Origin of the sequence: Limibacter armeniacum (assembly GCF_036880985.1) — a bacterium.
Taxonomy (GTDB): Bacteria; Bacteroidota; Bacteroidia; order Cytophagales; family Flammeovirgaceae; genus Limibacter; species Limibacter armeniacum.
In genome coordinates this window covers 1,254,845-1,278,950 of sequence record NZ_JBAJNO010000008.1, presented here as the reverse complement: position 1 = coordinate 1,278,950, position 24,106 = coordinate 1,254,845, and the positions used below count along the sequence as shown (strand labels likewise).

The window sequence follows — 24,106 nt, the reverse complement described above, 5'->3', positions numbered from 1 at the left end:
TTTTGAATGAAACAATGAAGCCCTTCAGACAGTCTGTCCGAAGGGCTTTCTTTATGTTCAATCCACAAGTTTCTTACTTATTGAAAATCTTCTCCAGAATTTTCTGTGTGATCAGGTAAGTTGGTTTTACCCCTGTCAGCCCCAAGCTTCCTGAAGCCAATGTACTTCCCGTAATCAGTGGGTTATCCGAAGCATAGTATGCATATCGAATTTTGACATCCCTGCTGATGTTGTTACGGACAGCCATAGCACCCTGAATGGCTTTCTGGTAGTGTGCACCTTCCATTTCCAGACCTACGGCATTCCAAGAGCTACTCTTGAAATACTCCAGAATATCCTTGTTCTGCAAAGACGTACCCAATACCGTAATCATAGAACCTTCATAGACTTCGAGTTCTTTCTGCTTCTTGAAGTCCTTTACAGAAAAGTCATTGTCAATTGGGTAATTGTCCGCTGTACCTTCAAAAACATGGGACGATGGAATCATAATATCACCTTTACCACCATAAAGGATTCCTGCTTTCCCCATGACCGATACAGACTTGACATTCAATTTGATGTCTTGTCCACCATTTTCCGAATAAGGTTTTAGCAACTCATCCATTGCTTCAAAAGCCTGCTCACCAAATGCATAGTCCATTACCAACAAGACAGGACGTTGTTCCTTGATATACGCCAAGTCATAAGATGAACTTTCGTCCAGCTTGGTAAAGTCAATCTTGTCAGTATCCACTACCTGCACTGCGATATTGGTACCTGAGCTCTCTCTCAGCGTATGCATTCCAAAGTCTTCGGCAAATACGTTGACCGTTTCAGACAAGTGCCTGTTTTTGGCGTCACTTATCTGCTCTACAACTTCAAGAAGGTCCATCTTGGCAAATTCCTTACCCAAAGCCGGCTTTCCGTATAGCATATTCATCACACTGTGAAGGTTCGCACTAATGATATGCAATGGACGCTCAATCATATTATTCTTGAACAGATAATGCTTGATGCGGTTAGCCCATCTTTCACCATAGATGTGGTGACCAATGCGTGAGCGCAACGCAGGTGAGAAACTGATATGACGTGCAAGCCCTTCCTGCTCCTCATCGATAGCCAACTTACCCAACCAGTAGACGATATTGAACAAGCCACTGTTCTTGTCATCATTCTTCTGGAAACGCTGATGGGCAGCCCTTGTCTCCTCATACGTTCTTCCCAGAATGGTGCTCAGGTAAGTGAAGATAATCTCTTCATTCTGCTTGGTGAAAGCCACTTCCCCTGTTACGATCTCTTCCAGTCGAAGCCACTCTCTCAAAGGTTCTCCCTTTTCGTCCAAGGAGTGGTTCTTGATCTTTTCAGCTTCTACGAACAAGAAAGTCAGGTGTGTCAGGATATCATAGATCTCACTTCGACCTCTTGTCACCTCGATAAACATCTGCTCCTGATCTATACGGTAGCAGTTACGACGACGTGCCGCCGGAATGATCTTCTTAAAGCCTGAATTTTCGTAGCCCTCTTCAGATACAAGCTTAATAAACCTACAAGCCTCAATTCCTTTCGGCAAACGGTCTATCACATAAACAAGTCCATCCAGTTCTACTTTTCTCGGGTCATTGATGGAACCATAGATTTCAGGACGCAAAGCCAACAGCTCTTCAATCAGTGCTCTTCCGGATGCTCCTGAGGGTTTGTAATATCCTCTGATAAAAAGGTGGCGCATGGCCACATAGAGGCGTTCAATAGCTGCCCTTGATTCTTGGGCGCGGGTTAGGTGTATTTGTTGCTCCATAAGTTTAAAAATCAGAACGTAAATTCAAGTAACAGAACAGGATATTATTGTCTTTGGATATTTATATATCTACTCCTAAATAAAGGAAATAGTGTTCGTTCAAATTAGCTCTGCAAAGTCAACCTTGCCAGATAGTCGTGGTGATCTCCCGTATAGAGTACTTCTGCATTGAAACCTGCTTCGTTTGCATATTCTTCCATTACAGGGAAGCTTACATAAAGCCAGCCAAACTTGTCCCCTTTGGCTTCTCCATACTCCATCCAATACTCCAGCTGACCATAGTATTCGCCTGCGATATCAATCAGGTAAGAACCATCATCATCCTGATAAAGGTAAATGATGTCTGAGGAGTCAAAGATCAATTGCCCACCAGGTTTCAGTAGGGTCTTGACATGCTCTAAAAAGTGCTTGAGTCCGTCCAAAGTACCAACCAAACCGATCCCGTTCATCAGCATCAAAAGGGTATCATATTGCTTCTCTTTGTAGTAGAAGATATTTTCCTGCAACGTATTTTTTACGCCACGCTGCTGCATCACCTCAATAGACAATGGGGAAACATCCATGGCAGTTACATCAAAACCTGCCTTCTGGAGCATCAACGCATGTGAACCGGAGCCTGCGCCAATATCCAGCACTTCTCCTTCACAATGTTCTATGGCTACTTGTTCCAGTTCTGGCAAATCATCATCCATTCTGAAAAGCAGTTCAGCTGGAATTACATCAGGGTCACTGAAGTCTGAATAGACTGTCACTTCAATGTCTTTGTTCCCTGTCTTGAAATAATCTTGAATAGCCTTGCCCATGGCATCCTTTTCGGGCTGTAGTGCTGGTTGGTTTGGTAATACTGCCATCTATCGTCAACAAAATATGTTTGTCAAAAATGCTTTCAGACTGCCCTCAAAAGTGAAGACAGCCAGACCCGTTACGGATTAAGTAATTCTGGCAAAGTTAGGAGATTGTACACTCATCGCCAAAACTGATTATAACCTGATTCAGGTTTTTAAGGATGACTTAAGTAATTATTATTGAAAAATTAAGTTCATATCTTTTCTTGTGCAATCTCTCTCATATTACTGAGGCACTGACAACATAACCTGCCACACCATGTTTCGAAAGGCATGTTTTCTCCTCCTCCTGCACTGTGCTTTACTAAATTCTGAAATGCTTTTTGCACAGAACACTCCTCCTCAGAACAACACAAATGTTGAAGACCTTAAAGTCAATCAGCAATTCTGGATGGATTATATTGCCTACTATGAAAAAAGTGACAAGGTCCAGTATTATGGTGATGCAGGCTTCCGATTACTTTGGGATGATCGAACGTGGCTCAGGGTATCAGTACGCCCCTCAATCAATTACCGTATTTCACCAAAGTTTGAACTGAGGGCTGGCGTTGGGCTTTTCTTTATCAACAATGCAGATGTACTTCGTGACCAGCTTGAGCTACGCCCTTTTCAAGGAATAATCATAAAATGGCCAAGCATTTGGTGGGTTAATATTTCGCATTACATCAGGGTTGAACAGCGGGTGATCTACTGGCTCAATGGTCGTGGTGAAGAAAATGGATGGGAGTCAGAGGTCAGGTTACGGTATAAGCTTTCAGCAAAAGCTTACCTTCCCATCCAGAATACTGATATAAAATACTATGCAACAATCAACTATGAGTTCTTCTTTGACACCAATAAAAGTTTCAACGAGTTTTTAAGAAACAAGGCGCGCATTGGCTTCGGTATGGGCTGCTCCTGGGATCCCTCATGGGAGTTGGAAGCCCTGCTTAACTTCCAGCGTTCCCGACTGGATATCAATGATGACTTTGACACATCTGACATTGTACTCCAAGTCAAGTTGAAATGGTATATCAATAAAGTTGATTTCCAAGACCAAAGTATTTCAGAGTAATACACAGGGAATTTATCACACTACAGAAAGGTTACTTTTTATATGCCTGTTTGCCTTAACTCCCCCAATTATGAAGCTCACTCTAGCATACCTGATCATTGTTATATTTTTTTCATCCTGCGTCCTGCAAAGTCAAAAAGCCAAAGAAGATAAAATACTGGAAAGCAAGCAATCTGCCTCTATGCAGCAAGTGGAACAGCCTGTCGATATCACATCCTACGACCTCAGGCAACAAATGAATGCTTTCCTGATTGACTTTGCTGGTTTAATTGAAGAGTCGGCGGACAGTATTTTGCAGCATTCAGAGGACTGGACAGTCAAAGACAATGCCTTAAGATGGAAAATGTATGCCATTCCTGCTGCTCAAAGAGCTATGCTAGTCAACGACCCCTTAATTGGGCTTTTTGATATCAGCGCATTGTGCATTCAGATGAAGCATTTCTTTGAAAACGGAGCAGGCAACCAGCTTTTTGGTCCATACCAACCTTTGGCTATCACCACCTCCGACTCCCTTATCAACAGAAGCATGCAAGTATTCAGTACCCTTTCCGAAAACCGTGACTCCTCCAAAGCTTCCAAAACCATTAAAAAATTTGCTCAGGATTACCCCATTCAAAGTATTTACTTCAACCGTATGTCCACTACTCCACTTCTGTCGAAGTATGTAGACAAAGAAAAAATGGGATTGAAAAAAATGGCAAGTGGCGCTACTGAAACCCTTCAACAACTAACCGAACGATTAAACCTATATATTGACCTATTGCCAAGGCAAGCAAGGTGGCAAGCTGCTTACCTGATCAGGCAATCCTTGGAGCAGGTTGCCAGTGACTCCATAACATCGCAAGTCTTCAACCGAATAGACCATCTTGAATCCTACCTTGACAGGCTTACAATGGTGACAGAAAGAATCCCTTCCCTTGTTGACAATGAAAGACGGTACATTACTGCCGACCTACAGCAGGAAAGAGTCCTACTTATTGAAGAGGTAAGATCTGAAAGGGTAATTATTTTCAATAAAATTACGGAAGAACGGAAAGCGATACTTTCTGAAGTTGACGCCATTGCTAACAGAAGCATTACCAATGCCTTTGACCAGTTAGACAACCTGATCACTAAAGTGTTCTGGATGGTTATTTCAGCGGTGGCTTGTGGAATATTCTTAATAGCAATTCTTGGATTTCTTTTATTTCAATGGGTTAAAAAGTAAATTATTCTCGACCACAATATTCAAGCATAATTACTACAACCATGATGAACGCACTCATTGAAAAAATCTACGCTGTCAAAGCAGGTGAATCTGTTCAATTGACAGAAAATCTTTACATGTTCCGCATCCCAAAAGCTGACTACAGACATGGACAATCCTACGCCATCACCTATCAGGATGAAGCTGTTTTAATTGACTGTGTCCACCACATTACCAAGGAAGCCGTCGAAAAGCTGATGGAGCGTTACACCGTCACAGGAATGATTCTGACCCATAGCGACCTAATCAAGCAAGCATTTGGCAAAATTACAGATGTCCGCAATTGGATAGACGCTCCGATATATGCGCACCCTGACGACTATTTGGGAGAGCCACTGGAAAATATCATGGAAGCTTCAGAATGGTATGAAAGGTACAACCTGAGCATTTATAATATCCCGGGACACACGCCTGGCTCTATTGTAATCTATCAGCACCTAACCGAACGACTTTTCACGGGTGATTCGGCTGTTGGGAACAACTATGAGAAAGATGGTAAAGAGTTCTCACACCCACCTATTTCAGATGATGACTGGCCTTCATTCTGTTCGGCTTGGAACAGTATCAGTCGCCCTGTATTGCAGATATACCCTCTACATGGAAAACCCGACTTCACAGTCAGTGATTTTGATATCATAAAAAGCAAACTGACCGACCCTGAAAATGTAATGCAGTTTTAAATATTAATGATGCCCAAATAATTCTTGAAAGTGTAACCATCTATATAGTGTCTTCGGTAAAGAAAAAAACTAAAGACACTATTACCCATGCATTACTTCTTAAAAGCGCTATTTCTCTATATACTATTCATCATTCCTCCCAATTGTTATGCTCAAAAGGAATCTACTCGTGTTTATAATAGCACTAGTATTTTTCTTCAGTTGTTCGGTCCTGAATTTTTGGGGGTAAACCTGAATTACAATATCAACAAAAGAGCTTCTCTCAACCTCGGCTTAGGTGTACTACTTGATGGACATATCGGAACAAATATTTATGTGACTGACAGATCCTACCATACCTCATCGATGTATATTGGAACCCAAGCTGCATTAATTAATTATAATCCCATTTTTGGTAGCTCTAGTGAAATGCAAATTGGCCTTTATATACCTATAGGATATGAATATATAGCAAAAAAAGGCTTCACTATCCAATTTGATATAGGCCCAAACCTAGTGAGACATGACTGGGGACAAGCCAATACAGAAGTATTAAATGCCTCACTTAAAATTGGCACTACAATCCGTAGCAAAAAATAAGTTTTGGTCTTTTCTTATCTAACACCAATACCCAGCATGTTCCTTAAATCGATCAACTCCTTACTCCTTCTGATTATTTGTAGTGGGCTAAACTCTTTCACAATGGCTCAAGACAATAATCAAAGTCAAAATGGTCTCAAAAAAAACCGGTGGTACCTATACAAACCTTTTCCAATTTGATTTTAAACCCAGCAAAACGGACGAAGGACTAACAATATTAAAAGAATCTTTACTTCCTGCATTTAAAAAAATTGGTGTTAAGGTCACTATCATCGAAGACCTGATGGATACAAAAGACGTATTGGCTTTGATAGAACTGAAAATGGACCTAATTATTACAGTTACCAAACACCATCACAAGACCTACAGCTATTTGAAGCATTAATAAAACTGGCAGGGTCAGAAGAGAAAACGGAAAGGCAATTGGATAAATTTATTAATTTACTTACCCGACAGTCACAGACTTTGGTTTTTATTCAAGCAAGTGATTAATTTTTTTACTTAAATCTTTTCGTATGTCATTTACTTCACGGTTCAAACATGAACTGATTTCTTTTGAAAACTACCTTATTAAATTAAGGGCTTTAAACGATAAAAGTGGGAAAAGCTATTATGCTATTTTTGAAACGCTTGAATACTTAGGTGAACTACCCTTCTCAATTGATAAAGAGACATTTCCACTATTAGCTAAAGCATCTATAGCTGAAATACTTAAAGAGGAATTTACAGAAGAAGAACTCAAGCAGACACCTAAAAACATTCTTTCAACTTGGGCTGTATTAAAATCTAACATACGCAGGAGTGAAAAGGCTCATTATATCTACAGCAATCTTGAGGATAAGGGATTTGAGAATAAATTTTCCAAACTAATTGCTCTCCATCTTATTTTTCAACTTTGTCATTCATTAGAAAAAACTGATATCAAAAAGAAACTCAGTAATATACCTAAGGGGTATGAACTTGTGAGTATTTCTCTATCCGAAGATGGAAAACTTTCTTACAATCAAGACACTGATAGTGAAGAGAAAATACTTTCAACTTTATCCACGCTAATTCAAGCTAGCAATGGAAAGGTTGTTATTTGGTTTAAAGTTTCAAATAGTGTTGAATATGCAAAATACGACAGGGTATTCAAGAAAATAAAACTATTTTACAAAGAGTATATAGATATCAACAATCAGAATAATCTTAATGAACTCATTATTGAGGAATATTTTTAAGTGATGAAAGAACTCAAACTATACAAATCCCCATGGAAAGCCCTTAAAATGATCCTTTTATGTTCATTATTCGTTTCCTTGGGCATTATACTCTTAATCTATACAGAAGCGCCTAAAATTGTAGGATGGTTAAACATTGGCTTATTTGGATTGGGGCTTCCAATTGGCTTGTTCCACCTTTTTGACCGAAGACCACAGATCATTATTAATGAGATTGGTATCTATGACCGTACCACCAATCAGGGTTTTATTAATTGGGAAGTAATCTGTGATGCCTACTTAACCGATGTTCATGGACAAAAATTCATATGCCTTATTATAGATGAAGCTTTTGAGCCTTCCAAATCAAAAGGTAAATGGTACCAAAAGATGGCGCATTTCAGCAAAGGACTAGGCTTTCAGGAATTGAATATTTCTTTGGGACAAGTTAAAGTAGATGAAAAAAGACTAACAGATTTTATCAGTGCGATGGCAAAAGCTAAAAATCTCCATCAATAAAATCTTTGAAACAGCTCACAATCTGAACTAAATCACGCACCTGATTGATTATTTGTAGAAAGGGTTCACATTCTTTTACATACCGTGTACCCTTTCTCTACCACAAAACGACAGCGTGCATGAATAAGAAATTCCCACCTTTCATCATCCTCCTGTGGATAATTGCCCTTCCTACCCTGTTACCGGCGCAAACATTCACCATGTCCAAGAAGTGCAAAACCAAACTCAGTGCTGCCGATTCTGCACTCCAAGTTAAATCCTTTCAAGAAGCTCTTACAATGCTTGAGGAGTTTAGAGGCGATTGTAAAACAAGAGATGCCAAGATTCAAGGTGCAGAACATATGGCAGAAGCTTATAATGGACTGGAAGATTACCAGAATGCCATTGCTCAAGCTGATGAAGCCTTAAAACTCACCAAGGACAGAAGTATTGTTGCGCACTTCCAGAAGGCAACCGCTTTAGGTAAAATGGGAGATGCAGAAGGCGCCAAAAGTTCTCTGAATAAGGTCATTGAATTGACTGAAAAAAATCAGAACACTAAGGAAAGAGCCTCCAACTACGCCCTGATGGCTGCACTGTATGACCGTCAGTTAGGCGAACAGGATTCCGCTTTTATGTATTTGGATCAGGCTGTTTCGCTCGACCCTGAAAATACTGATTTTGTGATACAGCGAGGGGATATGTACATGAATGCCAAAGATTATAACACAGCCTTTGAAGCCTATGATAAAGCTGTAAGCATGGGACGAAATGATCTCGACATGTACATAATTCGAAGCAATGCAAGACTCAGAATCATGCAAGACAAATATGGCACGACCAAGGCCAAAGAACTGAAAGAAAAGATGACCCCTGAAGAAAAGGAACAAGTTTGTGCCGATATCACCAAAGCTAACGAGCTTGGTTGGAACCAGATGGACAAGGACATGTTTGCGGCACTGGTATGTAAGTAAATCAAATGACTTAAGGTATTAGACTTTATACAACCAAAATCTGCTATGAAAAAACTGATCATATTCTCACTTGCTATTACACTTTGCATGGGTTGTGCATCCATGAATAAACAGCAAAAAGGAACTGCCATTGGTGCAGCTGGAGGTGCCGCAATTGGTGCGGCAGTTTCTAAAGGAAGCATATGGGGTGTTTTGGCTGGTGCTGCCATAGGTGGTGCAGCAGGTAACCTTATCGGAAAGAAAATGGATAAGCAAGCTCAAGAACTTGAGCAGGCGATCCCAACCGCAGAAGTAAACAGGGTGAATGAAGGGATCAATGTCACATTTGATGCGGCCCTTGCCTTCCAAATCAACTCAGCCGAAATCAGTGACTCCTACAAGGATGACCTGAGAAGTGCTGCTGAAGTTTTCAAGAAATATGAGGACACCAATCTCCTGATTGAAGGACATACTGATGATAGCGGCGCCGATGATTACAACATGCAGCTTTCTGAAAAAAGGGCTAAAGCTGTTGGTGATTTTCTGGTGAGCCAAGGGATAGACAGGTCCCGCATTACAGAAAAATGGTACGGAGAGACCCAACCGAAGTACCCTAATGACGATGCCAACAGAGCCAAAAACAGAAGAGTAGAATTGGCCATCTATGCCAATGAAGATATGCAACAACAAGCGAAAGAAGGAAAGCTGTAACTTTTGGTTACGGCTTTCTCCAATTCAATTCGCATTTATCATACTCAAACACAACCGTTTTATTATGGAAGCCGATAACAACACATCACTTTATGACAGACTGGGAAAACTGGAGGGTATTACTGCCCTTGTTGACGACATCATTGATGCTCATATGAATAACCCCGTTGTTAAAGCGAGGTTTCTACCATTGAAGGATGATCCTGTTCACTTTGAAGAAGTAAGGTTGCACTTGATTACTTTTCTGGCTTCAGGCAGTGGAGGTCCCGAAGCCTACACCGGCAAGGATATGCTCACTGCTCATCGAGGGATGAATATCAGTGAAGCAGAATATATGAATGTCGTAGATGACATTCTCTCTGTGCTGGACAAACATGGAAAAGACGAGGAAACCAAAAAAGATATTTTGGCAATTGCCTATTCATTAAAAGAGCAGATGATTAGGGTCTAGTCATTAAATTGCCTCCATTATAGACAGGATATTTTACTTGTTCACTCTTTGACGCCCAACTGATTCAAAACAATCGGTTGGGCTTTTTATCTCCTGACCTCATAACATGGAATTGTACAAAATACAGAATTCACTAACTTGACTGCCAAACTGAAACTAACGATCAACTTTTTGGAATGAAGATTCTTTTAGCGTCTATTGGAACACGTGGTGATATGGAGCCTTTTCTGGCATTGGGTGAAATCCTGCAAAAACAGGGGCATGATATCATTTGCCTTTTCCCAGCACAATTCAGAAGTCTGGCAGAAGATTCAGGATTCCGATTCACCTCTCTGGGTACTGCCTTTATTGAAATGCTAGATAGCAAGGAAGGTAAAGCTGCCTTAGGTGGTGGTGGAACGGGGCTACAAAAAATGGCTGCCTACATCAAGCTTGCCACACGCTACAAGAATATCAACAAGGAGTTGGTTGAATTACAGTACAAAGTGATTGAAGAAGAAAAGCCCGACAGAATTATCCATAACGGTAAAATGATTTACCCAATCCTTTGGGGTATGAAAAACAAGGACTGCAATATCCTTGTCTACCCGATGCCTTACGTCATGCATTATGCAAAAGAGCATGCTCATGTAGCATTTGATGGTGACTATGGTCCATTCTTCAACAAATTGACTTACAGCATTGCCTCTTTAGGTCTTGTACAGACCATTCTTAGTGTTGCCAAGCAACTGAAAATCTCTGACGGAATAAGCAGGAAAAAAATCAAACAAGCGCTGTTCAATGGGAAAACCATTTACACCATTTCCCCTTCCCTATTTTCAAAACCCGATTACTGGGATAAGCATGTAAAAGTGCTTGGCTACCACGAAAGGGACAAGACTGTTAACTGGACACCTGACAAAGCGCTTGAAGATTTTGTTGGCAAACACGACAAGATCCTGCTGGTCACATTCGGTAGCATGACCAATCCTAATCCTGCTGAAAAAACGAAGATGATCTTGGATGTGCTTCAGAAAAACGGAATCCCTGCCATCATCAACACCTTTGCTGGCGGACTGGTGGAGCCTGAAGCATACGACAAGAATTTAATCCATTTCGTCTCCCAGATTCCTTATGACTGGGCATTTCCAAAAATGTATGGCGTTGTCCATCATGGTGGTTCGGGTACGAGCCATATGGCGGTCAAGTACGGATGTGTTTCCCTGATCATTCCGCATATCATCGACCAGTTTCTTTGGAATGATATCCTTTCAAAGAAAGGAGTTGGTCCAAAAGGTCCTGCCATCAGCAAGCTCAAGGCAAATGTGTTTCAGGAAAAGGTGCTAGACCTATGGCAAAACAAATTCTATAAGGAAAATGCCTTAAAACTCTCTGCACAGATGCAGTCAGAAAATTTTGGTCAGGAAATCATTGAAATGGTAGAAGGGAAAAATGGCGAGTAATCAAAACCATATACATATCGGCAAGGACTGGGGTTTGTTTTTGGGCACTTTCAGTGACAACAAGCCACACAGCCATTATGCCATTCAGCTAAGTATTCCGCTTCATGGTGAACTGGCTCTGGTTACAGAAAACGATCGTTTTTGCAGCAGCAACGGAATGGTGATACAATCCAATATATCGCATCAGCTCAACTGTGATGGCAATCATCTGCTGCTGCTGCTGAACCCCACTTCACGGATTGGGCATTACCTTCAGGTTATTTCTGAATCGGAGGTAGCGACACTGAATGACCCTATCATTGATCAGCTAAAAGAGATTGCCTTGCAACTTTTGGCGGATCAGGACTTCAATCATTTTACAAAAAGCATTACAGATACCATCACAGATTATGGTTGCCAATGTCAGGAAGGAACACATCTGGATGCAAGAATCCTGAAAGGCATGGATTATCTGGAAGCACATAGCCACAGGGTGGTGTCATTGGAGGAAGTTGCCGCACATTGTTTCTTGTCTCCAAGTCGTTTCCTGCATTTGTTCAAGGAATCCATGAACACCTCTTTTAGAAAGGCACAGATATGGACAAGGACAAGGCTTGCCTTTACAGCCCTAAAAAATCAAAGCATCACAGCATCTGCTTATGAGTTTGGCTTTGCTGATGGCGCACATTTCAGTAAGGCTTTTAAGCAACAGTTTGGTTTTTCACCAAAGAAGATCCAGCAACTATAGCCAGTTTATACAATTTTTTCATCCACCACCTTACCAACTTTGCTTCATGTTAAAGGACTAAAAGAATACACATGAAACAATATCTGGAAGAAACGCCTATCCTTGATTTTTCGTCAGAAATTATTCAACAGCTTATTCTTAAAAAGGGTTGGCAAAAACTGTCACCTGCTGAAAAAGTAAAAGGCATCTATAACTTTGTCAGGGATGTATAAACGGTAAAACGAAATGTACTCACAATTCTAATCGAATTGTACCTGAATTTATCACAATCACACAAAAATATAAAAGCCTTCCATAACCGGGAGGCTTTTATATTAATAATTAGAATAAAGTATTGTACCATCAACAGTCCGTATTTTCAGTGGTTTATTCTCCAGCGGAGCGGCAATCGTCGAACCATCCGCTACAATGATTTCCAAAGGAAAACCTCCATTGTCAGCATTCTGGTATCTGATTGTCGTGTTGTTCAATGTAACACCTGACCAGTCATTCACACCTCTAAGTTTTGAATCCCTGAAGTCACACACAACCGCGCCTATACTGTTCCCTACTCCAGAAAAAATGAGTTGTTCGGCACTACAATATCTAAATGTAAATCCTGCATTGAGAGATATTACATAATCTGACAAATCCAAATGTATACCTGAATCTACATTTAACAGATTTAGCACGTTTATAGTCGAGCCTAATGGGGCTTTAAACTCATATATACTATTGTAAATAACTTGACTTATAGCAACTTGATTCGAGAAATCAATTTGATCCGCCGTTGAAATTGGGGTATTACCAGCATTAAAAGAGAAAGTATTCTGTGTACTCCATATTTTCCAGCCTTCCATATTGAGGTTGTTACGGATAAATATACCTACCAACCCATCGTCAAACACTTCAAAGTATTTTATCTGATTTAGTATCTGATTACCATCAAACGACACCCCAAAATCTCCTTCTTTCCAAGCTACATTCTCATTTTCAGTATAATCCCCAGAGCCAGTAGCATTAAAACCAGAGAAACCCGAATCAGGACCTATTCTAAGTTTAGGATAAATTACATTTAGATTGTCAATTACTTTAACAGCATCTATCAATTCACTTTTGAGAATATCACCATCTTCATATAAGTCAATTGTTTCACTCGCTAATATATCGAGAGTAAATTCATTTAAAGGGTTGAGTCCTTCTATCTCATATATAAGATTAAATAATACTTGCTTTGATGCAAAACTATTTCTAGCTGATAGTTTTGATCCACTTAACAATGACTGTGTTGGAATAATATTACCTGAAATAATATTGTCGATTATAACATCCATCAAACTAGCAGGCTCCGTATGATAAACCTCCACCACATCATTTTGATTCACATACCCACTAACAAACACTTGCCCATTCACTAGCCACAAATCCTCCCCAGCATTATCTGTGACTCTTCCTCTTGTGTCCAAAAATGTTTTAGCAGAAACTTTAAAAGACAGAAGCTTATCATACACAATCTTCACATTCCAGCCATTCGCTATCAAGTAGTCAATATCAGCCAATAGGTCTGCATCTTCCGCTGGGTCTGTAGTGATAATACCAATATCCAAGGTTCTGTTAGGATTGGCAGCAACATCATTGACCTGTTTAACATGTGCTATAAAAGGTTTTAAAAGGTCTTTAAACACATAGCTATTCACCACTTCAATAGTTACCCCATCCTGATTAATCCAATCACCTACACGCAAATCAAGATTTGTAGCCTTATTGACACAGAGGTACACCAAGGAAGTCCAACCAGCATCTGATACATCCACCACACCAGACACACCCGCATCACATAGGTAAATACCTGAAACAGCAGACTTCCCAGCAGTTGCAAACAAATAAGAAACGCCGCCTTCATGTCTCCACTCTCCAGTACCAGCTATACTGATACCTACAGGATTTGAGGCATTGATAACCAAATCCGCAGAAATAGTGGTAGCCTCTGCCACATTTGAATAATCAACAGCTCCAGCAAAGCCAAGAATACGCACCTTATACTCATAAGTCACCCCATGACCTAGCCCAGTATCAACATAGCCTACTTCTGCCACATCCGTTTCCTCCACTAGCGTAAACTCCAATGCTCCCTTACGCCTACGCCATACCTCAAAGCCATACAAACCTTGGCTGTTATCTGCCCAGCTTAAGGTGATTTCACCGATAGCAGTAGCTACAGCTATAAGTTCTGAAGGTGATGCAGGTGATTCAATATCTCCAGTATTCACCCGAAGGTTACGCCCTTTGAGATAATCCACCACACTACGGCTCTGGACTTCCTCCGTATCCACAACAATCTCAGTACCTGCGGGAATAATCCCATTGGGATTAATACCAGGATTGCGCTGAAGGAAATTTACAATCCCCTCAACGCTTCCCTCTTCGGTTAGTACTATATCCAGAAGGTTCATTCCTTCTGTGGTGCGTTTCTTTAGCTTCATAGTGGTAGCTTTATTACCTTGCCCAAAACCATATAAGGCTGCCTGTTTTCATGAGCTTGCCCACCTCCTTGCATTGGAATGGATTTTGGCGTTGTAATTACATCAGGCTCAACTCCTTTTCCTTCTGCATCCACTGCATCAACCGTCCAACTATTGGTATCAGTAGTGGCAGACCTACGAATCAGACCAAAGTCACCTTGTGCGACACTGGCAGTCCCATTCCCTACATTATGATTATGCTCAGGCATTTGGTTGATGGTAAGGATAACTTCCCTTAAACCTCCCACATTCCCTATTTCAAAATATTCATTCAGGTTGGCTTCTGGGTTTCCACCAGCAAGTGAAGAGTCTCCCTTGCCAATAATCACGCGACCTCGGAGGTCTGGCGTTATGAATTGACCACTTGGAAGGTCATGTGTTTGTCCATTACAAAGGGCATAGCCAATCATGTCGCCAATACCCAAACCAGAACCATTAAAATTTGAAAGACTGCCATAGTAATCCACAATCATCCCTGGCAAAAGCCCCTGAAGTCCCGCAATGGCATCACTGTTTCGCTTTACAGGGTTCTTGATAATGGCATCATAATCAAACAATCCCGTTCCGGCAGCCCCAAACTCAGGCTTTAGCTTTTCCTCGGTACAGAGAAAGAATGAACCTACCTTATTAAAGCCCTCGTAAAGGTCATGAGGCTCATGAACTGCATTTACGGTCTGTAGCTTGAATACAGGTACCTGTGCACCAGTGGCAGTTCCTGAAAATGCTTCCACCTTATAAATGGTATTCTGATACAAAAGCCAACCTTCGGTACAGCTATAATTCGAAACATTCACTGTCCATTCCACGCCTGTAATCCTGACAGGTGCCGCACTCTCGGTGAGTACCCCTGAAAGCGCATCAGCCAGTTCCTTTACAGACTTATACAGGTGCTCAAAATCAGCAGTATTATAGATTGCTCCCTTTGGAGGTGTATTGAATTTTTTCATTAGATATACTCGATTTCATAAATCACAGCTACATGCAAATAGCGGGAAAGAAAAACCTTTATTTCATTTTCCTGCGGCTGCAATGCTACAGGTACCTGTACAGTCAGTTGAGTACGGAACAGGTCAATTGCCTCTCCAGGTGGACGGACCTTGACTTTGGCCACGCCCTTTTCAGCCACAAGTGGCGTAAGTGATCGGTATTCAGGCGGGAATACCAGAAACTCATCCAGTTCCACCAGCTGGGTGACAAGGAATATGTTCTGGTTATTGAACCGCTCCCTAGCGAGTGTTTCCACTGCCAGTTTGGAGCGTCCCCATATCAACTCATCCTTTACCTGTGAGCGGAACAGCTTAAAGTCAGCCGTCAGTATCTTGATGTTATGTACAAGCAGGTAAATCCAAGAAAGTAAAGTCCCTTTCCGCAAAAAGGAAGGCAAAAGCCTGTAAGTGATCAGAGAGAAGTCAATATCAAACATCAGCTATAGGGGTTACATTGTAGTCCTCCAGTTCCATCCAGCCAGAAGCTGGGTAATACCGTGCCTGTACATCCTCATAGGTGCCAATATCCGGGCGGGCACGCAGCACTGTGATATAAAAGTCACGCACGCCTGCCACATCCTTCACATAATCCACCAGATCGGATACTGCCAAAATACCGTTAAAGTCCAGTCCGGAGATATAGGTTTCAACAGCCGACCGGACCGCCGCTTCCACTGTAGCCTTATCCAGTTCCGGCTCATAGTACAGGTCTGCATACAGGGTAAGCTTATCAGAGTCCAGGTTGATCAGTGCCAATTGCGCCCCCGGCTCCTGTATCTCCCGAAGGTAAGCCTCTGCGCCTTGTGCCTCATCTGTCGAGAGCCTACCAGCTTCGCCCTTTACCTTCACAAGCGCATAACCACGTCCCGTGACCGCCACACTTTTCACTACCTGTTTACTTTCATCCACTACCTCATAGTAAGGCTGTTTAGTATCTGGATGCAAAAGAATCAGATCACCATGCTGATACTCCAGCATGCGTTCGGCATACCACCCGGCAGTGTGCACCTTGGCAGAGGCAATCAAAGTGTTTACCTCTGCCTTGTGCGCATCAAACACCTGCTCATGAAGCCATATGCAATAGGACACGATATACAGCCAAAGCCTCCATACTGCCACCTTGCTACCGCTCTGTACCTCTGCCATCTCTGAAAGCGCCTCCTTGATCTGCTTCTCATCAGAGAGCACATCCAGCTGCTGCACCCGGTTCTTTTCAGCTATTATTTCGTCGTATATTTCCTTTCGTGTCCTGGCCATTTCTAGATGATTTGCAATGTCCACTCATTTTCACCGATACAATCCCATAGGGCATCACATTGCCTGCGGGAGCTGACCACATCCTTGTGCCCATCCCCATCTATGTCTATGAAGTCTGTCCCCAATAGCACACACCCTTGGATATCCCTGTGGAAGTTACCAGGGTGGATCAGGATCAAGCTCCTGCCCGGTACCCCACTTATCTCGTAGTGCCAGCCTCTGGCATCGGTATGGCGGGGGACCACCTTGTACGTACCCCTTGGAATGCAGCTAATGTTTCGGGCATTCCCCTTGTCGGAAAGCTCCAGCGTACAGGTACTGAAAACCTGGTCAATTCCCCTGTACACATGCATGCGCCCCAATACCTGCCTGCCGTCATCCGGAAAGCGCTTCAATACGCCTTGAATTTGTCCTTTAGCCATTTCTATACTTTTTCAGATTGATAAAAGTCGCTGCCGCCCCTAAGGCGACAACGACTGCAAATACTACCCAACCCATTTATACATCCGCCTTCACACCAGGCTCGATAATGTCCCTGAGCTTATCCAGGATACCAGCCGCCTTTGCCTCTGTCAGGAATTCGTGCAGCTCATCCACCCCGCCAGCTTCGGCGGTTAGCTCCAGCGTCTCCACTACCTTGGGGATATTCTGTGGTGTCAGTTCCAGTGCCCCGAAAATCTCCTTGACCTTGTCCGCAGCAGCCTTTAGGGGCTCCTTGTGTTCCAGCAGGTTTTTACCCGACTTGACCAGGTAAGTCACCAGGTCAATGATCCATGCGTACTGAAGTACGGCTTTAAGAATTGTGAACAGTTTTCCCATTGTTTAATCACTGTTTAAACGGTTAAAAATAATTACTGGCCCTTCTCTAGGGCCTCGATTCTCCTGACCATTTCCGCTTGGCCCTTCAGCAGTTCCTTATGCTCCTTCTTGCTTTCGCTCTGGTAGTTGTCTATCAACCCAATGAGACTTCTGTTCGTGGATGAGTTCTGCTCGATGACTTGCACGGCCCTGGTGGAGAAATTATAGAACATGCTGCTGACGGTAATGACCCCCGCCAGTAGAATGACCAGCATGCTCACAAGCAGCCTGACCACATAGGGCTGGCTCTTGGTATCTGACAATAGGGAGGCAGACTGTTGCGCCATACTAAGATGCTCCATTGTCCCCCTGGTTAATGATCACTGAGAAATCATCCAGAATGTCAATGTCCACCCCTAGGTAGCCATCCAGTTCCAAATTTCGCTCAATGTCCCTTTTCAAACTGATTTTACTGTTGCCCTCCCGGTGGTTGATGGCTTCCACGCCAAGCACTGGGGATTCCCTCCAGTCCCCCTTAGCTGACTGCATCAGGAGTTCTATGTGCTGCTCATCGCTTTCACCCACCACAAAGTCACCGTTGATGATTTGTGGGTTATGGTCCTCGTCCAGTAGGATGTCTTTTCTAGCCATGTCTTACTCTTTGGTTTTCTATTTCTGAAAAGTCTTCACTCTCCAGGCTGGAGAGTGAAGACACGATACTGGCCTTGAAGGAGGCTCCGCCATCACCGGCGGCCACAGGCGCTTTCCCCAAGGCTTCTATTATCTTGTCCACCCGGTTGCTGAGCTTGCCCAGCTCCCTGACCAGACCTTGCCCCTTGACTGTCGTGTTGGTATTGCCGTCCAGGTTTATCTCTGCGTTGATGGTGACCTGCTCCACCTCGGAGAAGGACACCACCACCCCTGACACCTGGTCTGGAAAAAGCAGTACTACCACCGTGCTACCAACCTTGGGGGTCACAAGGAACTCCTCGGAGGCATTGGGGTTGAGCATAATGTCCTGGTACAGGACCTCACTCTCGAAAGGCTGCACGTCACAGGTGGTCCTGTCCACGGCCTTCACCTCCCCGGCAATCACGGTGACGGGTTGCTGCTCCCTGATCAGCTGTACCAGCAGGCTCCTTACATCCCTCATAACTTCTTGCCTATTTTCACCTTCCGCCTGAAGGTGTCTGAAAATTCAATATCCACCCCATCGGACAGGTACCTGGCATCCTCATCCACATACTGCTGGTCTATAATCCGGACGGCATCCCCGTGTGCGATATAGGGAATGCCAAAGCTTTCCAGGCTTCCCGAAAAGCCATCCACCCTGAGGTTATCCAGCTCCTTGGTGGCAAGTGACCTGAGCTGCTCCTTGCTCAACCCCGGCATGTAGTTGCGGGTGCGTACCGGACCGCTGCCCACTTCCACCACGGTTTTTTTGGCAGTCTTGTCTGCCGCATTGGAAATGGCCCTGATGGTCACCTGCACATCCTCCTTGCCCTGGTACTTCAGGCCCGAGCTGTTGGCTACATTCCTCTGCCGGTGCAGTATGGCTGTATCCTTGTCGGTAACCAGGTCATAGGGGAACCCCACAAACAGGGTGGGCCTGGTGTTGTTGTCCGGGTTATGGCGGAAGTAGGCCACCAGCCCAAAAGTATCCCGCACCTGCATCAGCACATCGGCAATGCTGCCTTTCTCTAGACGAACCTTGCCAAGGTTGACATCCACGACCTCAGAGGCAATGCCCAAGCCCGCAGTAAGGTAGGTCACCAAGCCCTCCAGCGTGACACTTGCCCACGCCTTGGGCTCCACCTTCCTGTCCAGCAGGTAGGCATAATCCTCGCAGTAAATCCTGACGGGCACATCCCGTTCCACCTTCCTGACAAAGCCTGTGAACTCACGCTTGAGGCCACCATTGTACCCCAAGAAAATGTCTACCCGGTCACCACGCTTGACCACCTCATCTAGGGACTTTCCCTTCAGGTCAAGGTTACGGGGCAACTCAATCACTGCCGTATCCGTCAGCTCTCTCCAGGTGGAACGGACCTGTACCCTTGCCACATGCCTGGTCCGTAATTTCCCCGCTGTTATTTCACAGCTCAATACATATATCATAGCAGTGCTGTTTCTAATATCTCCAGTTCGGCACTCTTGATCGAACGGGCACTGATCACAAAGGGCTGAGAGTCCTCATACCCTTCCAGGGCAGGCAGGCTAAGGCTTCTTATGATAAGGTTATCGATGCCGTGCAACGACAGCAGGTAGCTGGAGCAATCCAGTACGGCATTTTCCTTGACCATCCCAAGCAACCGTTTCAGCTCCTTTTCCGGATAGTTCCCGTCAGGGTTCCACAGCACCCCACGTATGGTGATGTCAATGGCTTCCATGCCGGACATCTCCACCACGGACTCGCTGCCGTTGACAGGGGTCTCGGTGATCTTTTTCCGGTATTGAAGCTCCAGTAAGGGGTCTGTCTGGAAACTGTAGGTATTTCCCCCTGAGGTTGCCAATGCTATCCGGTCGAATAGCGGGGTACCAAAAGTGGAGGAACGGTAGCGCACTTCCCTCTGCCTGACGGCTCCCAGCTTGGGTCCTTCTTCAGGCTGGTAGTCAAACCCTGCGTCCTGTCCCAGCACCACGTCCTGAAACGCCGCCTTCAACCTGTCCTTCAGTGCGTCCGTTCTGATCTCCATTTTCCAGTTCCTTTATATATTCAGCCTTGGCGATGTATGTTACCCATTCGTCATCGGATAGGGTTGCGGGGTCCACCTTGAACATGTACTCAATGATGGCATCCCACTTGTCTATCCAGGTTAAGCCTTTTTTTTGATCGAAGAGACCAAGACACCTTTGTAGCCTGTCACGATCTTGTTGATGGTCCTTCCAACCCTGATCGTTAGTTGAAGGTCTTCCAATACCGTTCTCTTGTCACCATGGACAACACATCTTGCGATAAGCTGACGCATGGCATCTACTGGTACTCTTTCTGATTTCTTCAGGAAATCATTCATGATATCCTTGTTCGGTGATTTCACCAGCAAGGATATGAACTCGGTGAATGTCTCATTGGTGGCTACCTCAACAAGGTGCAGGTTAATGCCCTTCTCAGCATACTTCCCTTTCAAGCTGTTGAACTCTTCCGCATCCATATCCAACGCTTTCAAAACCCTTGGTTCTGGTTTGGGCGACTTGGTAAGAATAGGGTCAGACCCATTGATCATTTCCTGCAATGGGGAAAAGGCTGCCATCAACTTTTCTACATCCTCACAGATACGTTCATCACCGGCTACCATACAGCTACGCAAGAAGACAGTGACTGCCTCAATCGGTTTCTGCTCTGCTTTCACCAGATAGTGGTTGACATGGTACCGGTTCGGTTTCTTGACAAGCATATGAATATCAGCCTCTACCTCATCCTCCCGTTCTTCTGTGATTTTCAAAAGAAACAGCTCCCCATACTCCTCAAGCAGTTTTACATAGTCCTTTTCTTTCAAAGACAAAAGTTTGCAGTGCTCCTTCTGCTCTGAGGTGAGGCTTACTTTTTCTTCCAGTTGTTTTTCGGTGTTTTCCATGTGTCTATATGGGGTTTAAACGCCGTTAAACGGCTATGTTGAAATTAATGTCCGAAGCGACACCAGGCAGCTCCTGGTCAATGAACTGGTCGCCTTGCGCTGCACCACGTCCAATGCTGGTGAACTCAAAGTCCCGGATAATGTCCTGCACCACCCGCTCCCCATTGTCATAGGTCACCGGGATGTCAAACGGCTCCAGGTCCAGCAGGTCATAGCCTTCCCCGTACTTGCCACGGATATAGTCCTCAATCGCCACCACCGTTTCCATCCCAAGCGTGATGGACACCTCCACAGACTTGTTGCCTCTCCCTCTTCGGTTCGGGGAGGAGCCGCGTCCATAGCCGTTGCTCTTCTCCTGGGCCTTGCTGTAACTGATCTCCTGGATATATACCGGGACGGTTCCCAGTATCTCCGTATCGATGTCACTCCACCCGTAAGCTCTCTTAATTGCCATTGTTCAAACTGTTTTTGAGTGCGAAACTAACTTGAATGGTATCGGCAGAACCCACCGGAACCACCTCCAGTGAGACCTTCAGCACGGGGTTGGGCGGCAGCAGCACAGAGTCCTTGTCGACAATCACGCGTCTTGCCGATATCTCGCCTGCCAGCTGGCGGTCAATGGCCTTTTCTGCCGCTGCCTTGAAGGAGGCCACCATGACAGGTGGCAGTTTTCCATTGGCATCCAGCAACTGGGGGCTGTTCACTTTCGGGATCAGGGCTGCATACACCGCTCGTATCGCCTTGTCTGCGGTACGCCCGAAACGCTGCTGACTCTCGTTCATCGTGCCGTCCTCGGCTACCTCCACCTGGGTACAGGTATGGTCCCCATTCCAGCGGAAGCCATCCAGGTGCGGGTACTTGATGGCAAAGATGTACCCCTTGTCATCCAGTGCACCCCAGTCCTGCTGTATGGCCGTGGCTGGCGTATGGTTGGAGAGCCCGGCGGAAAGCCAACGGCCCTTGCCCGCATCGGTCAGGTTGAATTGCTCGACCCATCCCATGCTCTCATGCACCCTTGCGGCAGCCATGGTCCCCAGGGCTGTCCCCACGGCGGCGTAATGGCTGAAGGCTGCATCCCTGGCGGCATGGTTATAATCCTGAGCGACCACTACCGACACGTTGGGAGCCGACACATCTGTCAGGTTCCTAAGGTCCTCCACGGCAGCCACGGGGGGCGTAAAGTTGCGCCCTTCCAGAATGACACGGGTCGGGAACATGGCCGAGAATGCCCAGTCAACCGTTGCCTGTGCCACCGGAATGGCAGCCACCAGGTCACTCTCCAGCCCGTTTACCATCGCATCATCTACCGTTGGGTTGGTGGCAATGCCTACCTGGAACACCTTTCCTTCCGTATCCTGTACCAGTTTCTTGAGGTAGCCCTCACCGGCCAGTACGGTCTGGGTACTGTCTTTCGCCACGGGCATCACATAAAGGGATACCCCCTCACCGGCCATCGCGAAAAACTCACGGATGTGATGGTAGACCACCACACTGTTGGAAAGGTCATAATCCTCACTCAAGCCAGCCGCCTGCGCGTCACGGATACTCAGGAAATGGTAGAGGTTGCCAGCCTCAAACTTGCCCGCCACATCCACCGCCTCGACGATCAGCCCTGAGGTAGCCACCTCCGCCAGCGATGCTGACGGGGATGGTGTAACCTTGATTATCTCTACTCCCTTGATCATTTGCTATCGGGGGTTTCTTCCTTTATCTCTTCCTTGGAAGGTGCAGGGGCCTGTGGCTCCTGTACCTCCTCCTTTGCCTTTATCAAAGCGATCCTGTCCTTATCGCCACCTACCGAGTGCAGGGCCCAGTCTTCCTGTGTGAAGTAATGTCCCTTCGCGTTGACCCATACCCGGTTCACCTGTTGTGCTTGCATGACCTCCTGCGCCAGATCAATCATTTTCTTGGTTGCCTTCATTATACACTTGCGTCTTGGATGAGAGAAACAACACCGGACTGGTCCGTGTAGGAGTGCTTGCCGCCGGCCCTTGCCATGGCAGAGAAGATGTCGCCGTAGTAGGCTGCCTCCCCGGCATTGTGGAAAATCTTCACGTTGCCTTTTGCGTACTTGACACAGTCCTCATGCCAGAACAGCACAGACTCCTTGTCGTCCGCAGCTCCTGCGGCCCCCAGGGCTTTCAGTGAGCCGGCCGTGTCGAAAATCATTGCATGGCTGCGCATGTATACCCAGAAACCGTGAATGCGGCCGATCACCCCGGAAGGGATCACCGCCGCCCCGAAACGCGAGGCATCGATAAAGGCATCGTTGGCCAGCAGGTCATTGTACATGGATGCCGAGAACAGCGCGTAACGCCCTTCGGTATCCACATCCTCCAGATCCAGGATAGACTTTGCCTTTAGGATATCCTTGTTATCCACTGCCTTCCTGTTGCCGGTAGCCGCGGGGGCTGTCGCTTCCCTTTCCCCGCCGGTAGTGGTGATCACCCTTCCCGCTGCCGTGGCTGCCCAGTTGTTCAGGATCAGGCCTGCCGCCTTCTTGTTCAGCGTCTTGCCGTGCTGGGAGATGATGCTGTTGCGCTTGTCGTAGCTGGTCTCGATCTCCTCAATATCCCTGAGCAGGGTGGGGTCGGTGGTCAGCTCGGAAAGGTCCCAGGTCAGGTCAGCATCGGTTCTCTGTGAAATGGTGGCAGGCACCGTAGCCCTGTTGACCGCCACGTTCGGGTCGGCCCCTTCCTGCGGGGAGTGTACGGTCTTGCCGTTGACCACAAACGCTGTCATATCCTTGCCCTTCGTCATGAAGGTGTTGTCCGGATAGAAGTTCCTGGCCAGGTCCCTTTCCCAAATTTCTACTTCTAAAGCCATCCTC

Annotated in this window: 32 protein-coding genes; 13 read left to right on the top strand and 19 right to left on the bottom strand. The window is 45.1% G+C overall.

Annotated features, from left to right (window positions below; genetic code table 11):
* Positions 1-73: 73 nt before the first annotated feature.
* Together V6R21_RS11240 and V6R21_RS11235 are read right to left on the bottom strand one after the other, a co-directional pair.
* On the bottom strand, positions 74-1,774 hold the full coding sequence (locus tag V6R21_RS11240) for a DUF6909 family protein (RefSeq protein WP_334243703.1): 1,701 nt from the start codon (positions 1,772-1,774) through the stop codon (positions 74-76).
* Between the two features lie 104 nt (positions 1,775-1,878).
* Entirely contained in the window at positions 1,879-2,625 is a 747-nt protein-coding gene (locus tag V6R21_RS11235) for a class I SAM-dependent methyltransferase (protein WP_334243702.1), read from the bottom strand.
* A gap of 310 nt (positions 2,626-2,935) precedes the next feature.
* On the opposite strand from V6R21_RS11235, the gene V6R21_RS11230 reads away from it, so the two are divergent.
* From V6R21_RS11230 to V6R21_RS11170, 13 genes are all read left to right on the top strand, one after another.
* The gene (locus tag V6R21_RS11230) at positions 2,936-3,673 is read left to right on the top strand and encodes a DUF2490 domain-containing protein (RefSeq protein ID WP_334243701.1); all 738 of its coding nucleotides are present in this window, start codon (positions 2,936-2,938) and stop codon (positions 3,671-3,673) included.
* Positions 3,674-3,743: 70 nt separating this feature from the next.
* Positions 3,744-4,880: a hypothetical protein gene (locus V6R21_RS11225; RefSeq protein WP_334243700.1), complete on the top strand. Its 1,137-nt coding sequence runs from the start codon at positions 3,744-3,746 to the stop codon at positions 4,878-4,880.
* Positions 4,881-4,921: 41 nt separating this feature from the next.
* Positions 4,922-5,599 carry an MBL fold metallo-hydrolase gene (locus V6R21_RS11220; protein ID WP_334243699.1) on the top strand — a complete coding sequence of 226 codons (678 nt, stop codon included), beginning with the start codon at positions 4,922-4,924 and terminating at the stop codon, positions 5,597-5,599.
* A gap of 87 nt (positions 5,600-5,686) precedes the next feature.
* Positions 5,687-6,178: a hypothetical protein gene (locus tag V6R21_RS11215; protein ID WP_334243698.1), complete on the top strand. Its 492-nt coding sequence runs from the start codon at positions 5,687-5,689 to the stop codon at positions 6,176-6,178.
* 130 nt (positions 6,179-6,308) lie between these two features.
* Positions 6,309-6,563: a hypothetical protein gene (locus V6R21_RS11210; protein WP_334243697.1), complete on the top strand. Its 255-nt coding sequence runs from the start codon at positions 6,309-6,311 to the stop codon at positions 6,561-6,563.
* Between the two features lie 130 nt (positions 6,564-6,693).
* Complete coding sequence (locus tag V6R21_RS11205) at positions 6,694-7,398, top strand: hypothetical protein (protein ID WP_334243696.1); 705 nt, start codon at positions 6,694-6,696, stop codon at positions 7,396-7,398.
* Positions 7,399-7,401: 3 nt separating this feature from the next.
* On the top strand, positions 7,402-7,896 hold the full coding sequence (locus tag V6R21_RS11200) for an STM3941 family protein (RefSeq protein WP_334243695.1): 495 nt from the start codon (positions 7,402-7,404) through the stop codon (positions 7,894-7,896).
* A 119-nt stretch (positions 7,897-8,015) separates the two neighbouring features.
* Positions 8,016-8,849 (top strand): tetratricopeptide repeat protein, encoded by an 834-nt coding sequence (locus V6R21_RS11195; RefSeq protein WP_334243694.1) that lies wholly within the window; start codon positions 8,016-8,018, stop codon positions 8,847-8,849.
* A gap of 45 nt (positions 8,850-8,894) precedes the next feature.
* Entirely contained in the window at positions 8,895-9,539 is a 645-nt protein-coding gene (locus V6R21_RS11190) for an OmpA family protein (RefSeq protein ID WP_334243693.1), read from the top strand.
* Positions 9,499-9,990 carry a group I truncated hemoglobin gene (locus V6R21_RS11185; protein WP_334243692.1) on the top strand — a complete coding sequence of 164 codons (492 nt, stop codon included), beginning with the start codon at positions 9,499-9,501 and terminating at the stop codon, positions 9,988-9,990. The genes V6R21_RS11190 and V6R21_RS11185 overlap by 41 nt, the downstream gene beginning before the upstream one ends.
* A gap of 176 nt (positions 9,991-10,166) precedes the next feature.
* On the top strand, positions 10,167-11,432 hold the full coding sequence (locus tag V6R21_RS11180) for a glycosyltransferase (RefSeq protein WP_334243691.1): 1,266 nt from the start codon (positions 10,167-10,169) through the stop codon (positions 11,430-11,432).
* Positions 11,422-12,159, top strand: a complete 738-nt coding sequence (locus tag V6R21_RS11175; protein ID WP_334243690.1) for a helix-turn-helix domain-containing protein — start codon at positions 11,422-11,424, stop codon at positions 12,157-12,159. Before V6R21_RS11180 ends, V6R21_RS11175 begins: the two co-directional genes overlap by 11 nt.
* 71 nt (positions 12,160-12,230) lie before the next feature.
* Positions 12,231-12,371 (top strand): hypothetical protein, encoded by a 141-nt coding sequence (locus V6R21_RS11170; protein ID WP_334243689.1) that lies wholly within the window; start codon positions 12,231-12,233, stop codon positions 12,369-12,371.
* Positions 12,372-12,473: 102 nt separating this feature from the next.
* Here V6R21_RS11170 and V6R21_RS11165 read toward each other — a convergent pair whose 3' ends face one another.
* The 17 genes from V6R21_RS11165 to V6R21_RS11085 form a co-directional block, all read right to left on the bottom strand.
* Positions 12,474-14,621, bottom strand: coding sequence for a fibronectin type III domain-containing protein (locus V6R21_RS11165; protein ID WP_334243688.1), 2,148 nt, complete (start codon positions 14,619-14,621; stop codon positions 12,474-12,476).
* Positions 14,618-15,607, bottom strand: coding sequence for a phage tail protein (locus V6R21_RS11160; protein ID WP_334243687.1), 990 nt, complete (start codon positions 15,605-15,607; stop codon positions 14,618-14,620). Before V6R21_RS11160 ends, V6R21_RS11165 begins: the two co-directional genes overlap by 4 nt.
* A complete protein-coding gene (locus V6R21_RS11155; protein ID WP_334243686.1) occupies positions 15,607-16,083 on the bottom strand; it encodes a hypothetical protein in 477 nt (158 codons plus the stop codon). The genes V6R21_RS11160 and V6R21_RS11155 overlap by 1 nt, the downstream gene beginning before the upstream one ends.
* Positions 16,076-16,903, bottom strand: coding sequence for a hypothetical protein (locus V6R21_RS11150; protein ID WP_334243685.1), 828 nt, complete (start codon positions 16,901-16,903; stop codon positions 16,076-16,078). The genes V6R21_RS11155 and V6R21_RS11150 overlap by 8 nt, the downstream gene beginning before the upstream one ends.
* A 2-nt stretch (positions 16,904-16,905) precedes the next feature.
* On the bottom strand, positions 16,906-17,325 hold the full coding sequence (locus tag V6R21_RS11145; protein WP_334243684.1) for a DUF5675 family protein: 420 nt from the start codon (positions 17,323-17,325) through the stop codon (positions 16,906-16,908).
* Positions 17,326-17,401: 76 nt separating this feature from the next.
* On the bottom strand, positions 17,402-17,722 hold the full coding sequence (locus V6R21_RS11140) for a hypothetical protein (RefSeq protein WP_334243683.1): 321 nt from the start codon (positions 17,720-17,722) through the stop codon (positions 17,402-17,404).
* Positions 17,723-17,754: 32 nt separating this feature from the next.
* On the bottom strand, positions 17,755-18,063 hold the full coding sequence (locus tag V6R21_RS11135; RefSeq protein ID WP_334243682.1) for a hypothetical protein: 309 nt from the start codon (positions 18,061-18,063) through the stop codon (positions 17,755-17,757).
* Positions 18,050-18,352, bottom strand: coding sequence for a hypothetical protein (locus V6R21_RS11130; protein WP_334243681.1), 303 nt, complete (start codon positions 18,350-18,352; stop codon positions 18,050-18,052). Before V6R21_RS11130 ends, V6R21_RS11135 begins: the two co-directional genes overlap by 14 nt.
* Positions 18,345-18,854 carry a hypothetical protein gene (locus V6R21_RS11125; RefSeq protein ID WP_334243680.1) on the bottom strand — a complete coding sequence of 170 codons (510 nt, stop codon included), beginning with the start codon at positions 18,852-18,854 and terminating at the stop codon, positions 18,345-18,347. The genes V6R21_RS11130 and V6R21_RS11125 overlap by 8 nt, the downstream gene beginning before the upstream one ends.
* A complete protein-coding gene (locus tag V6R21_RS11120; protein ID WP_334243679.1) occupies positions 18,851-19,819 on the bottom strand; it encodes a hypothetical protein in 969 nt (322 codons plus the stop codon). Before V6R21_RS11120 ends, V6R21_RS11125 begins: the two co-directional genes overlap by 4 nt.
* Positions 19,816-20,391 (bottom strand): DUF6046 domain-containing protein, encoded by a 576-nt coding sequence (locus V6R21_RS11115; RefSeq protein ID WP_334244924.1) that lies wholly within the window; start codon positions 20,389-20,391, stop codon positions 19,816-19,818. Before V6R21_RS11115 ends, V6R21_RS11120 begins: the two co-directional genes overlap by 4 nt.
* A complete protein-coding gene (locus tag V6R21_RS11110; protein ID WP_334243678.1) occupies positions 20,315-20,482 on the bottom strand; it encodes a hypothetical protein in 168 nt (55 codons plus the stop codon). The genes V6R21_RS11115 and V6R21_RS11110 overlap by 77 nt, the downstream gene beginning before the upstream one ends.
* Positions 20,483-20,517: 35 nt before the next feature.
* Positions 20,518-21,276, bottom strand: coding sequence for a DUF6848 family protein (locus V6R21_RS11105; protein ID WP_334243677.1), 759 nt, complete (start codon positions 21,274-21,276; stop codon positions 20,518-20,520).
* Between the two features lie 25 nt (positions 21,277-21,301).
* Positions 21,302-21,730, bottom strand: a complete 429-nt coding sequence (locus V6R21_RS11100) for a hypothetical protein (protein WP_334243676.1) — start codon at positions 21,728-21,730, stop codon at positions 21,302-21,304.
* A complete protein-coding gene (locus V6R21_RS11095) occupies positions 21,720-22,961 on the bottom strand; it encodes a DUF2586 family protein (protein ID WP_334243675.1) in 1,242 nt (413 codons plus the stop codon). Before V6R21_RS11095 ends, V6R21_RS11100 begins: the two co-directional genes overlap by 11 nt.
* Positions 22,958-23,197, bottom strand: a complete 240-nt coding sequence (locus V6R21_RS11090; RefSeq protein ID WP_334243674.1) for a hypothetical protein — start codon at positions 23,195-23,197, stop codon at positions 22,958-22,960. Before V6R21_RS11090 ends, V6R21_RS11095 begins: the two co-directional genes overlap by 4 nt.
* On the bottom strand, positions 23,197-24,102 hold the full coding sequence (locus V6R21_RS11085; protein ID WP_334243673.1) for a phage capsid protein: 906 nt from the start codon (positions 24,100-24,102) through the stop codon (positions 23,197-23,199). Before V6R21_RS11085 ends, V6R21_RS11090 begins: the two co-directional genes overlap by 1 nt.
* Positions 24,103-24,106: the final 4 nt, after the last annotated feature.